Annotated in this window: 6 protein-coding genes and 1 pseudogene; 2 read left to right on the top strand and 5 right to left on the bottom strand. The window is 58.4% G+C overall.

Going from position 1 to position 13,282, the window contains the following annotated elements; genetic code table 11:
- Window positions 1-5: 5 nt before the first annotated feature.
- The 4 genes and pseudogenes from WBN73_RS13990 to WBN73_RS21455 form a co-directional block, all read right to left on the bottom strand.
- On the bottom strand, window positions 6-2,945 hold the full coding sequence (locus WBN73_RS13990; protein WP_337455581.1) for a DEAD/DEAH box helicase: 2,940 nt from the start codon (window positions 2,943-2,945) through the stop codon (window positions 6-8).
- Window positions 2,863-4,260 (bottom strand): ATP-binding protein, encoded by a 1,398-nt coding sequence (locus WBN73_RS13995; protein WP_337340614.1) that lies wholly within the window; start codon window positions 4,258-4,260, stop codon window positions 2,863-2,865. Before WBN73_RS13995 ends, WBN73_RS13990 begins: the two co-directional genes overlap by 83 nt.
- A complete protein-coding gene (locus WBN73_RS14000; protein WP_337340613.1) occupies window positions 4,257-7,361 on the bottom strand; it encodes a tellurite resistance TerB family protein in 3,105 nt (1,034 codons plus the stop codon). The genes WBN73_RS13995 and WBN73_RS14000 overlap by 4 nt, the downstream gene beginning before the upstream one ends.
- 90 nt (window positions 7,362-7,451) lie before the next feature.
- Window positions 7,452-7,616 (bottom strand): annotated as a pseudogene (locus WBN73_RS21455) (DUF4236 domain-containing protein); the annotation flags it as partial.
- A gap of 461 nt (window positions 7,617-8,077) precedes the next feature.
- Between WBN73_RS21455 and WBN73_RS14005 the strand changes: the two are divergent.
- Both WBN73_RS14005 and WBN73_RS14010 read left to right on the top strand, forming a co-directional pair.
- Window positions 8,078-11,065 (top strand): DEAD/DEAH box helicase, encoded by a 2,988-nt coding sequence (locus tag WBN73_RS14005; RefSeq protein WP_337340612.1) that lies wholly within the window; start codon window positions 8,078-8,080, stop codon window positions 11,063-11,065.
- Window positions 11,066-11,124: 59 nt separating this feature from the next.
- Window positions 11,125-11,961 (top strand): hypothetical protein, encoded by an 837-nt coding sequence (locus WBN73_RS14010; RefSeq protein ID WP_337340611.1) that lies wholly within the window; start codon window positions 11,125-11,127, stop codon window positions 11,959-11,961.
- 413 nt (window positions 11,962-12,374) lie between these two features.
- Here the strand turns inward: WBN73_RS14010 and WBN73_RS14015 are convergent, their stop codons facing one another.
- Complete coding sequence (locus tag WBN73_RS14015) at window positions 12,375-13,211, bottom strand: toll/interleukin-1 receptor domain-containing protein (RefSeq protein ID WP_337681316.1); 837 nt, start codon at window positions 13,209-13,211, stop codon at window positions 12,375-12,377.
- Window positions 13,212-13,282: the final 71 nt, after the last annotated feature.

The raw sequence follows: 13,282 nt of genomic DNA on the forward strand, positions 1-13,282 counted from the left end.
CACCGTTATCGGCGATGCTCGGGGATGTCAGCGCTAGATGACATTGTTGGGGTAGGCCGAGCGGAGACGTTTATGTCTTTGGCAATGTACGAGGAAAGTACTCCAGCCGCTGCGAGGGCGTCGGCGGCTGCCGTGTGCGCTTTACCGGCTTCGACACTGAGCCGTTTGCAGGTGTCGGCCAGGGAGGCGCTCTCGCCAGGGTAGTAGCTCTTCGTTAGTTGCATCGTGCAGAGAAGAGGCCAGTGAGGGATCATTTCTCCCGCTCGCTGGAACTCCGACCTGAGAAATCCCAGGTCGAAGGCTGCGTTGTGTGCCACCACAGTTCGTCCGGCTAGCTTTTGCTGAATGTGAGGGAGTACGTCGATGAACCGTGGGGCGTTGCGGACGTCGTGATCACTGATCCCGTGGACGTGGCTAGGGCCGGGTGCTTGCTCAGGGTCGACGAGGGTTGACCAAGTGTCCTGAACGATTCCTTGTTCGTCGACATGCACGATGGCAATTTCGACAATACGGTCCCGCTGCGGTGAGAATCCGGTTGTTTCGACGTCGATCACGGCATATGGTCCGGCGTCAGCTAGGTCAAGCATGGGCTCGGTGTTCGTCGTGGTGATTGATTTTGGCCGGTAGTTTGTCAGGTCTTCCGCAAATTGAGTGGTTGCCTCGGCCAAATGTTTGATAAGTGGCCAGGCTGTCTTGACGTCGAGCGCTGCGGCCGCGTAGGCGTGCGTGAGTAGTTGGTCGTCAAGGTAGACATCATGCTTGTCGCGCTCTTTGACAATGACGTTGCTCGCTAGGTCAGATGGATTGGGTGAGGGGAGGGCAGCCAGATACTGGAGAGCGGTAGCTGCTTGCGAACGCGATGTCTTACCGAGCGTCATTCCCACACCGTCGAGGGTTGACTCGTAGTTTTCGCTGCTGAAAAGGACATGGAGTGTGTTCATGGTTCGGTCACCGGCCCAAGGGAACAGAATGGTGTCATCGCCCCAGGTGATGAGAGGGCTCTCTCGGAGGCCAAGCCTGTCGTATGCAGTCCGGCCTTCCTGGAAGAGCGCTCGTGCCGCTTCGTCGAGGTAGACGGGTACGTCCCGGGTTTCGTAGAGCTGTTTCATCCGTTGACGTATGCCGTCGGCTATCAGGATGCCGCTACCTGAGAAGGACGGGGGCCGGCCGCCTCCGGCCTTGGTCAGGTTGATGACTTTGCCAGCGATGTCGACGTCAAGGATGCGCCACCGACGTCCGGCGAAGATCAGGAGGCCGCCTTCCACAAGCGGTTGGTCAACGGGGATTGATCCTAGCGTGTGTCCTGAGGAGACGAGTCGATACTCCTCGGCCGTGTGGAAGGCACTGTAGAAGCTGTAGTGGTTGATAAGCCGTTCCCCCTTGGCTCCAGCCAGGAGGGTGCCATCGGATGACTGCGCGATGATGTCTTTGTTTCCCAAGTTGCGCAGCAACTGGATGAACATGGGTTGGTCAATATGGCTGAAGGGGCCGTCTTTGCATAGGGCGCTGTAGAGTTCGGCCGCCGTCGCTCCGCCGTGTTGGGCGATCACGGACAGGGTCTGTTGAATCAGTGTTGAGAGGTGAAGACCGTCGGTATTGGGTGGTTCGTACCATTTTTCGAGAAGCAGTTCGATGGTGGCGACCGTTTCGAACAGCTCGGCACGGAGTTGGTCGACGGGAGGGGTCCGGGGGTCGACTGGCCGTTCCGAGACGTAGATGCGTAGAGTTGCCGGTTTGCCGCGCCGGCCTGACCTTCCCAGACGTTGGCGCAGCGCGGAAACACTACCCGGTGCGCCGACTTGGGCTACGGCGTCGGCGGAACCTATATCGATGCCCATCTCGAGTGTGGAGGTGCAGACGGCCGTTGTTGGTGTCCCGGCGGACCTAAGCCGGGACTCAACGTTTTCGCGGAAGTCCTTGGATAGGTTGCCGTGGTGGGGGAAGAATTCATTGAGGACCCGCGCACGGTCGCTAATGCCTTTAAGGAGGTCGGCGTAGTTTTCGACATTGGCACGCGAATTGGCGAAAACCAGGTTGTCCTGTCCGCGCAGTTTCCGGAATAGGTGGTCAGCGATCGCCAGCTTGTCGGGTTCGACCTCCGTGGGATCTTCGCCGTCTGACACACCGCGGCCGCTGGTGATGTACCCGCGCAGCTGCATGCGGAGCTCAGCGGCGTCATCGTCGTGGCCCCCGATCACGTGGACGGCTTGTTCGTTACCTGGCCGGAGGAAACGCGCGGCGATGGAGGCGTCGGAGAGTGTGGCGGAGAGCCCGATGCGGGGGATCCGTCTGCGGATGGCCAGGTCGACCCGGTGCAGCAGCGATTGCAGCTGCGCTCCGCGTTCAGTGCCGATGAAGGAGTGCAATTCGTCGATCACAATGTACTGCAGCCCGCTGAGCATGACGGGGAGGCGAGTCCCTTGGATAACAAACATCGCTTCCAAGGATTCCGGGGTAATGAGCAGGAGCCCGTCGGGTGATTCCTTGAGGGCACGGCGGGCGCTGTCGCCTACGTCTCCGTGGCGGCGATGAATCGGCATCACCACTTTTTCGGCCAAGGATTCGAGCCTGCCGTATTGATCATTGATCAGAGCCTTTAAGGGGGAAATGTAGAGTGCCTTCACCCCACTGGGCAGCGTTTCGCTGTCCCGAGCCGCGGCTAAGGACGACAAGATTGGTAGCCAGGCCGCTTCTGTTTTGCCTGAGGCGGTAGCTGCACTGATGATGACGTCGGTATCGCCGCGGAGGATGGGGTCGATCGCTTCGGCCTGGGCAGGGCGCAGATGCTCCCATTTCTGTTCCCAAATCCACGACTGAACACTTCGATGGAGCCGATTAAACGCTGTGTGGGCTTCTGAGGCCCTAGAGCTTGAAGACTGAAAGCTCGTCATCGGTGTCGTTCGTTGTGTGGCGGTCGTCGGCTGGGTTCTGGTCAGAGAGAACATCGCGGGTTCGGGTGGGTACGGAAGAAGGGTCAGTGGTGGGAGCCAACGGAGCTAGGTCCGGGTTGGACTCCCGTTGGATGTTAATGCCTGTCACGACGTCCTCCCAGGCGCGGTCTGGGTTTTGTTCTAGCACCGCCAGCAGGTCGAGGAAGCCTTTGATCGTGTTCCGGGGGGTTCGGAAGTACGCGTCTCCGATGCGCTGAGCGCAGTGGTTCATGTACTGGGTGATGCCTTCGTCGCTGATCAGGTAGGCTGATTCGTCTCCGGCGGCCTGGACATGCCGGAGTTTGGTCAGCAGGACGTAGAAGTCTTCCGGCGTCAGGCTGGCCAGGCGCAGGACTGGTCCGGAGTAGTCCACGAGTCCGTCGACGGCGTAGCTGTTTTCTTCCAGGCGAGATTGCAACGCGGAGTAAGAGTAGAGGCCGCGGCGGGGATCGAGCAGGAAGTCGGGTGTTCCGCCGAAGATGAAACCAAGGCTTGCTGCGCTGCCTTGGGTGGAGTCGTTGAGTATCCGGAGGATTTGTTCGTAGTTGGAGTTTCGAGCTTGTGTGTTGGCCAGCTTGTAAAGGTTGACCATCTCGTCGAGGCAGACGAGGATCCCCCCGAAGCCAGCCAGGCGGACAAAGCGTGCGAGAAGCTTGAGTTGGTCGTAGAAGTTGGAGTCATCAATGATTGTTCGGACGCCAAGGGCTGCTCGAGCGTCGGTACGGGTGGCGAATTCTCCTCGCAGCCACCGAACAGCATCGGACTTGAGCTGTTCGTTGCCGGTGTCGTGTCCTTGCCAGTATTTGGCGATGACTTCGGCGAAGTCGTAGCCGCCGGTGAGCTCGGAGAGTTCAGACAGGCTCCTGCGGATGATGCTCTCGACAGGTGCACCGGTGTCCCGGGATTCCGTTAGGGCCTGCGAAACGAATCGCTCCACGACGCCGGACATGGCGCCGCCGTCGGGTTTGGCTCGTGTGGCCATGTTTCGCATAAGTTCGGCGTAGAGACTGCGGGCTTGGCCGCCGGTTGCGTGAAGGCGCCTGTCGGGGGAGAGGTCGGCATGGACGGTGACTAGTTTTTGCTGAAGCGCGATGGATCGCACGACGTGTAGGAAGAATGTCTTACCGGAGCCGTAGTCTCCGATGATGAAACGGCTGCCCGAGCCGCCGTCGTTGATCCTGTTGATATCGGACAGGAGTGCTTTGACTTCGTTGACCCGTCCTACCTGTACGTGTTGTTGTCCCATTCTGGGAACGACGCCGGCGCGCAGTGATTGCAGGAGTGCGTCACGTTCGCGTGGTCGGATGGTGGTCTGAGGTGAGACGGTCATGCCAGGAGCTCCTGCAGTGCGGTCGAGTTGATGGTGAGGGTTTCGTCGCCTTCAAGCAGCGGCTCGTCGGCGGCGTCCAGTGCTGCTTCGTTGACGGCGTCCATGGCGCCTTGCGGCAGTAGACCATGCTGTGCGGACAGGTCTTCGAAGTCAGCCCAGGGGAGTTGCGTGACCCCGGCAAGTGCGCGGACGAGGTCGGAGTGAGATGCATCCAGGTCCCCGATGGTTGAGCTGGGCTGGTTGCTCGGCGCCGAGACGGATGGACTTGGTGCGGCTGATGGGTGTGCCTGTTGTTCGGCAGAGGCCGGATCGTCCTCACTGAAGATGTCACCAAGAAGTGCAGAGACTTCCGCGGTTTCGGCCATCTTTGCTTGGATCGTCGATGAGTCGAGGAGGTACGTGCTGGCCGGTGGCGCATCCTGAGTCAGCGGTAGGGGCGCGGGGATGGGAACTCCTGGATCAGGTTTTCCTGCCTGACGGACGGTAACCGGTCCCGTTGCGGCTGGGTTCGGTGCGGACATGGCTGCGTGGAGGCGGCTGGTGACGACGGCGGTGTCCAAGTCGAGAAGTTTGTAGATCTTCTGGAGGGTACTCACTTCACTCGGCGCGATCTGTCCGTCAGCGGCTGCGACGGTTACCAGCATGTCTCCCAAGGCTGCTTTCTGCGTTGTGGTGAGTGTGCTGAGCCGTTTTGTCAGTCCGGTGAGCTTCACCTCTGATGCCCCGAGCCACTGGAGATGTGCGTGGAGCCGAGTGCGTTCGGCCGAGGTCAGCTGCAGGGAAGATTCGATATGGGCAGTCAGGTGGTCCAGTTCGGCGGGGGAGATGTCGCCGTCGGCCGCAATTACCGCGGCGGCGAGGTGCGTCATGGTCAGGGCAGTGCTGTACGACGGTGTTGGAGAGTGGGGGCTGCCGGGCTCTGTGTGAAAGAGGACGACGGGGAGTTCGGGAGTGATGGCAGTGCCGCCGAAACGTACGTCGGGTTCGAGCCCGATGGCGAAGCCGTCGAGAAGTGTCGCCAGGTTAACCGCTTCGGGTTTGGAGAGTTTCTCTCCGTTGTTAGAGGGCCAGTGTTCGAAGAGCTCCTGACCTGTCAGTTCCACGCTTCGGCGTTCTGCGAGGTTTTGTGTGACCCAGGTTCGGAAGTCACCTACCGGACCTTCCGCGTCGACGAGTAGGTCGCTGGGCAGGAGAGCTGCTGCCGCAAGTGTTCCTGCTTTGTCGGTGTTGCGGCCGAGCCAGCGACTGTATGCGTCCAGTTCTGAAGTGACGTCATCGAACAAGGCTGAGAGCTTCTTTTGTGGTGCACGCTGGTTGAAGACGTCGGCGATTTCACCCATGGTCATGGTGGCGCCGCCGATTTGGGAATTGGCCGTCGTGTAGCTGAGCTGCACTTTCGATGCGCCGGGCCGGACGGTGAATCCTTCGCCGAATCGCTGTTGGTAGCGGAGGCGGAATAGCTGTGTGAATTCTTCGGTGCACCGGGTTGCCGGTGTGCGGACGGCGACTTCAGGGTGGAACCATCCCCATGCCATCGCCCATTCGGCGGGGATGGCCTTGCCGTCGGCGGCGAAGGAGCCAAGGTGTGCTCGGAGAGCTAGGGGTACGTCCCACCGTGATTCGGTCAGGGCAGGGACCTTGGGGGAGTCGTCCTCAGCCTGCAGCATCATGAAGTCGATGACGCCCACAAAACGTGATGCGTACGATCGGAAGGAACCACTTGAGTCCTCGTATACCTCAAGCAGCGCCGACATCTCCGCTTTGATACCGGTCAGCTCGGAAGCCAACTCTGGTTGCTTGGCGATGTCGACCAGGACGCGGCGCTCAAGTCCATACATGAAGAGAAAAACGTAACCGATCGGTGTATTTGGAAGTCGGCGGCCTTGGGCGAGCCAGGAGAGGTAAGCGGCTCGCCCGGCCAGCGTGATGTCGGCATAGGAGGGCCAGTAGTTCAGGCATTGGCCTGCCCAGTCCGGGTTACGGGAGTCAACCCGAAGCGCGGGGTTGATCAAGGACGGCTCCGTGCCTCCTCGCGGGGACGTGAGTTCCTGACCGGCGTAGATCATGCCAGCGATGCGGACACCGTTGCCGAGATCCAGGGGCTCTTCCGGCCCATACCACCGTGCCTTGCGCTGAACCGGCACGGCCGGTGCTGGGTGATTCGCTGGCTCTTGTTGAACCTGGGGTGCTTGGGTGAGCGAGTGCACCGCCGGTGAAGGCGTGATAGTAGGCTGAGGCGCCGCTGGAGCGGCAAGGGCATGGCTGGGGATGGAGACTTCGTTGCCTGCAGCTGATTCCAGTTCTCTGGCGAATCGAGATGCTGCCTCGGCGCTGGATACTTGGAGGGCCCATCTGAAGCCGTTTGCGTTTTCGAGCTCCAGCTCCGTGTACTTCATGATGGGCAACACCGGATTGTTTTTAAACCGACGGTCCGGACCGCCCTTTTTGTTTATGTACTGCCACGTAGATCCAACCTGGACCGCGTCCGAAGGAGTCGCGCCGGGGGATTCGATGAAGTTTGTCGAGCGCTGACGAATACGCAGCGAGTCATAAGTGACGTCCGCAAATGTGCCGTTATGCGAGAGGAGGATCCGGTCCGGCAGGAAGTACATTGACGTCTTGTCGGCAGTTACGCCGGGTACGGCAATGTTCGTCACCAGCTCCCGTGGGCCGTTGAGGCTGAAGCCAGCGATGGACCGTCCAACCAAGGATGAAGCGCCTGCGTTGACCTTTTGTTGGTGCCCGGACTGCAACGCCCCGGCCTCGTTAATGCGCCAGATCTTCTGGGACTGCCCCAAGATACTTCCAGCGTCAAGGAGCGCCTGAAATTGGCGGGCGTGCCCGTCATTGACGTCGTAGAAGATCACGACGGACCGTTTGGCACGGTCCCGCTGAAGAACCCACCAGATGGCAGGAATACCGAGCAGCCACACGAGGAAGCCAAAAGGCATCGTGATCAAGCCCAGGAACACGACTGCGATGACGACCCAGCGAGTCAGCGGTTTACGTTTTCCGGCCTCGTTAAGCTGCTGTACAAGGTCCCCCGAGGAAGTAGGAGCAAGCGCCTGGACGCTGACACCCCGCTGGTCCTCAAAAACCACCTCTGAGGATGCTGAATCGGGCAGGATGGAGGGACCGGAAGATTGCCCGGGTTGCCTCGTACCACCGACCGAAGCCTGATAGTAAACACCGCCGGCACCCATGCGTACATAGTTGCCACGAGGACCGGAACCAACCCTAAAACCTGGAACACCGGCGCTCACACCGAGCCCGGACTTGCTCAGATTAAACCTGAACGGACCTGCCTTCAGGCTCTTCCGAACGTAAAACCCCACCATTACCCCCACACCCGGCATTCATCCGGCAGTCAATCGAATCAATGAGAGACATTGTTGCAGCAGCCTGTGTTGTTCTTTCAACAGAACACCAACGTGTCGCCGAGGCGTAACACATACGGCTCCCAAAATGGCAAGTCACGGACGCTGTGGATGGCTAGCAGCTCTGCTGACGTGCGCTCTTGGGAAGTCAGGTCGACTAGATCGTGTCTGATCTTCGAAGGGTGGCTTTGGCGTGCTTTGACCCTGACGAAGCTTTGGCAGCGTGACCTGGGCGTTGCGCCAGTTTGAAACTAGAAACCGCTATTTATCTGAGGTTTCTGTACTCGGCCTAAGTCATCAATAAGGATCAGTTCGCCCGGTTGACCTGCATTGTGCAAGACTGTCCGCAAATATTCGAATGGCGACAACGTAAAGCTTGAGACATCGGCTGCACTGGTCCCGTTACGCTCGTTACGTGCGGGAGAGGGGCCCTAGCACTCATGCCACTGTGGGAGCACCAGACCGCCGCCTTGAAAATTCTGAGGCGCCACCTAAAAAGGTCGAGCCGCGAAAAGGGCGCCGCGCTGGTTACGATGCCCACTGGTACGGGTAAATCTGCAGTTATTGCTTCCCTCGTTGCAGGCCCGCAGGTCGGGGGCAAGAAGAAGAGTGCCTTAGTTGTGACACCATGGCGTGGGCTCGCACGGCAGCTTGCTGAGGATATCGACAAGCGGGTATGGGAACGCCTCGATGTCGACCGTCCAGCGGACCTTCCCAGGGTACGCTTGATCGCGAGCGCCAAGAGCTTCATCGAATATGTCAGTGGCCAGAAACAGTACGAGCCCGTGGTGCACGTGGCTACTCTTTCAATGGTCTTGAAGATCTTTGAGACGGTGGAATTCGATGAAGCAGCGATGGCTGCTTTGTTCGGAAGCTTCGCGACGGTCATTGTCGATGAGTGCCATTATGAACCGGCGCCCAGTTGGTCTCGTGCTGTGCGGGCCACTGGACTGCCGATCTGTCTTTTCACCGCCACGCCCTTTCGCAATGACAACCGAATGTTTGCCATCGATTCGGCCGCGCAGTACCGCTACACGCACACGAAGGCCGTCGCCCATCGTGTCCTACGCGTACCGCGATTCGAACATATTGACGAGACCTCTATTCGAAAGTACGTCGATGTCCTGCTCGACAAGCTGGAACACGTGGTAGAGAAGAAGCCCGGCGACCGCGTAATTGTCCGCTGCAGCAACCGTGCAGACGTTAGAGACGTGGCGGCTGCCCTAGTGGCCAAGGACCGCAAGGTGATAGCTGTGCACGAAGGTTTCACCGGTAACGACGAAGCCCCGCATCTGAGAAGAAGCATGCCACGCCCATCCGACCGTCCTGAGGTCGAATTCCTAATTCACCAGCACAAGCTGACGGAAGGATTCGATGATCCTGCCGCAAGAGTCCTCGCCGTCTATGGAGGGTTCGGAAATGATCGGGCTCGGGTGCAGCAGATTGGGCGCATCTTGCGGAATCCGACGAAAGACGCCGGCCAACACGCCTTCGTGTTCTCATCAGACGAAACCATGGAGGCGGCTTGGGGACGCTACCTTCGTTTTGATAAAACGACAGTAGCTAAATCAGTTGCGACTGATCCTGTCGGCGTTGCCAAGCTTCTCGGTGCGCAACCAGACATCTTCTACTGGGACCGGCTCTTTCGAGAGAAAGCGGACCTGAATGCCCATGATGCCTGGAACGCCATCAGATATCGGCTCAGCACATGCATCCGTCGGCCAAACGGGAAATTTGATTTGGACGGCTTTGCCGCAAAGGTTGCCCAAGATCTTACTTCCAGCGATTGCCAGGTATTGGCGCAATTTCGACCGAGCCTCGACGTGCGCGTAATTTTGCATATGACGGTCCGCAACTCGCCACTACTGCGGGAGGGGGCATTCGTCGAGATGTCCCTTGGATACACGGTTCTTTACTGGAATGGCCAGCATCTCTTCGTGTCCGCGTCGGAAGGGCTAACTGAGAGCGTTCGAACCGACACCACTTCAGTCGGAGCCGAAGGCTTGGTAGGCTTGCTGCCCAACACTTCGACGATAACTTCGATGTCGCTCACGAACAACGACTTGAGCGACTGGGCAGTCCGGTCGCGATCCATCCGAGCTCGCGACATCGGCTCCGTCGCTGCCGAAGTGGGTGATTCAACGTTCGGCTACTCTACTGCGTCGGGCAGCCTGGCTATGGGTGATAAAACAATCACGCGCTACACCGGCGTCAAGAACGGCCGCGTGAGTGATCATCGAGAGTCGAAGGGTCTCTACTGCGAGCTACGGAGTTGGTTCGACGAATTGACTGCCGCTTTGCTAAGAGGCGATAAGCCCGCTTCAGCTATCGCCCGATATGGGCTGCCTGTCATACCCACCGAGCCACCTGTTGCAGCGCACGTCCTGCTGGACGTCGCGCCCGAGACCTTCGAACCATTCGACGACCGCCACGGCCCGCTTGTCATTGATTGGACCGGTGGGGCTGTGGAACACGGTCGGTTCACGGTCGAGATCAATGAAAGCGAAGTCGAAGTAAATATAGCTTGGGATGCGCCTCAAAAGAGGTTCAATGTTTCGTCGACCCAGGACGTTCCATACAGGCCTATCAATGACAACAAGCTGGACTTCTGGCAGTACATTACTCGCGAGCAGTTGCTGCGTGTGGCGACTGAATCCGGGTTGGTGTACTCGAATAAGAACTTCTGGCGACTCAACATGCGCCAGTCAAGTTCTAATGAAGGACTAATGTCCATCATCGAAACTCACCCGCCGCTCGCGAGAGTCGTCGCCGAGAAGGGACATACAGTTGGCCAGAATCCGTGGCCGGACGACACAGTCTTCGGGCAGCTCGACAGCTGTCTTCTTCCAGACGCGCTCGGAAAGGACGCAACGATCCTCTGCACTGACCTCGGAAGCGAGATTGCCGACTTCATCGGCTTCGATTCGGAGAAGGTTATCTTTGCTCATGCCAAGAGCAAGTCGGTAAACAAGGCATCCGAGATTTCCGCGTCAGCACTTCACGACGTCGTGTCCCAAGCGATGAAGAGCCTGCGTTTCCTCACATTGGGCAACGAGGATCGTCCCTCTACGGGTTACTGGGCGCACGAATGGAAGATTGAGAGAAGCAAGAAGCCGGCGTACACGTTTGGCCCGGCAACTCGTCTGCGCCGTGGTAAACCACAGAATACTGGCGAAATGCACTGGGACATGGTCAACAGGGTTGTCCAGTCCCACGCAGCATCGCGTGAAATCTGGTTGGTGCTAGGCGCTTGTCTTTCGAAGCGTGCGTTAGTCGAGGAGCTCGCTAAGGATAGTCCAAGTCCAGTTGCTCTGCAGGTCCATGCTCTGCTCAGCGCCGCATGGAGCTCTGCGCAGCAGTGCGGAGTCCGGTTGCGTGTTTATTGCTCGGACGAAAGGTTGCAGCAGCCTAAGTCCCGAAGAAAATGATTAGTCATCAGGCAGGACGGAGGAAACCGATCGGGGCGGAAGAGGAACACGCGAGAACTGTGCTTGAAAGCGAGCTCGGCGTGGATTTCCGGCACCACGATGACGGGTCCGCGAATAGCATGCCCGATCTTCTGTCTCTTAATGGAAAACACGTGGCGGAAGTGATCACAACCGTCCCGCGCGCCGCCCGGGAGGCGCAAAAGAACCTGAATACGGTGCCGCATGCGGACCTTCCCCACTGTGTGCGGGTGCTGTTGCCTTTCACGCTTCTGAGGGTTGCCAGCAAACCCCGACGGCTCAAGATCCAGGAAGAAGTCTTGGTGTCGACAGCGACCGCTGCTTGTCAGCATCATTGGTCATCGTGGGGGACCCGCACACCGGACCGAGACAACGTCGGTGCCGCGCCGCTTCTTTTCCCTCGAAGTCTCGCTGACGGGGTCACGTTACTATGCGTCAAACACTGTGGGCATCCGGACGATGCGCCACACCAAATCGATTGGACTGTACTGCACCAACCTTCACTGGTTGATCCGTGGCAGTTAATCCGGCAATCACTGCACAACGTCAAGGAGCAGCGCGGCGGAGTTCAGGCGCTGGTAGAAAAGCTGGGTAATTATCCGAACAAGCATCTCGTGATGTATCCATTTGGCCCGCCGGAGAGCCTAACAGCCGAGTTCAGCCAGTACGTGCCACCGTCGAATTTGAGCGACCTCATGCCGTCCCTATTGAACTCGCCTCTTGTCGATATCCATGTTTGGCTCTTGTACCGTTACGGGAGCGGAGTTTTTGAGGGACTCCATGTGTGCAGCGGTTACTGGACCAGGTTCGGGACGGGGATCCCAAAGCTTGATGGCCTGTTTCCCGCAATTCAGCGACCTCACTATAGGGATGCCTAGAGTGCGGCATCCCGCATGACTGCCCTTTGGCCCGGCTTTCGCCGTGGCCGGAGTAGAGCCGACCAGCGAACCGCGGCGGACTGAGTGCGCATAGGCTGCAGAGCCGGTTACCTCCCTGAGAACAACTGCTGAACTTCAGCCCCGATATCCAGCAAACGGCGGAGCGGCCTATCAGCAACTCTTAGTGGGCCTCGTCGATGTCGCTGTGAAGCATGGCCGTGCAGCTCTGATCAGATGGCGTCCTTCATGAGCCGTTCATGGCCATTTGATTTGGTGTGGGAGTTTGATCTGTGGCGGCCGTCCTCCGGTGCGCGGGTGCGTGCGGAAAGATTCTATAAAGGGGCCCACGGTGGGCTCTTCCGCCAGTCAACGAGTAAGAGTGCATGGCCAGCGTCGATTTCCAGGGTCAGAGATCACTCCCGAGCGCTACTTGCTCTAACCACGTCAGCTATGTCATCCGCCATTTCTTCGATGGTCTTCAATGAGGTGTTTAGAGCAAGGATCCCGGCGAGTAAGGGGGAATGCGTCATGACTTCGTCCTTGGAGACGCGGTGCCAAATTGGAAGGATCAGGTTGTCGCCAGATTCCATTTTGCGCCCGAAGAGACTGTCCAGCTCGGCTTGGGTCCATTGTTTGCTAAAGAATTCGGGAGAGATGACGACCACACCGAACCGACATCCTGCGATTCCTTTTTCGATCTCTTGTCGAATGCTCTGACCGAGCTTGATCTTCAGTTCATCGAACCAAACAGACAGTCCGCGACTTTGTAACGCCTCCATTAGCGGCCGGGCGATTTCGTCTTTGTCTTCGCTGGCGTGTGAAAGAAACACATCAAACGAGGGTGACAGGTTCTGCGAATCCTCGACAGGAGACCCTAACTTGGCTGGAACCCGGAAATGCGCAGCGGCTCTCTCATTATTTATGCCTAGCTCGGCCAGAGCCTTATTTTGCTTGTCCTGCTGTTGCTTTTCATACTTGTTCTGCGTCGCATATATTTTCGAGTCGATATCTGCGATCTTCTTCTCCAGATCGGCACGCTTCTTCTCAGTGTCATTGGCAGATTTGGTCGCTCGCACAGCCTCAGCTAGCTTCATTCTGATCGTTGATTGACTTGAAGAACGGCTCGCCGCGCTATTTGCGTCGGCGGCCTTCTTCCGTTGGGTAGCGACGGTCGCAGAGGCCCGAGCGATCTCATTTCTGAGCCTACTCGCGTCACTTCGGTACCTGCGCAAATCACTTTCGTAAGACAACGATCCTCCTGTATAAGTTCGGGCTGACTTTGGTCAAGCATGTCAGACACAACCGACATTCTGTCTCCAAC

The organism is Paenarthrobacter sp. CCNWLY172 (genome assembly GCF_037402035.1).
Lineage (GTDB): Bacteria > Actinomycetota > Actinomycetes > Actinomycetales > Micrococcaceae > Arthrobacter.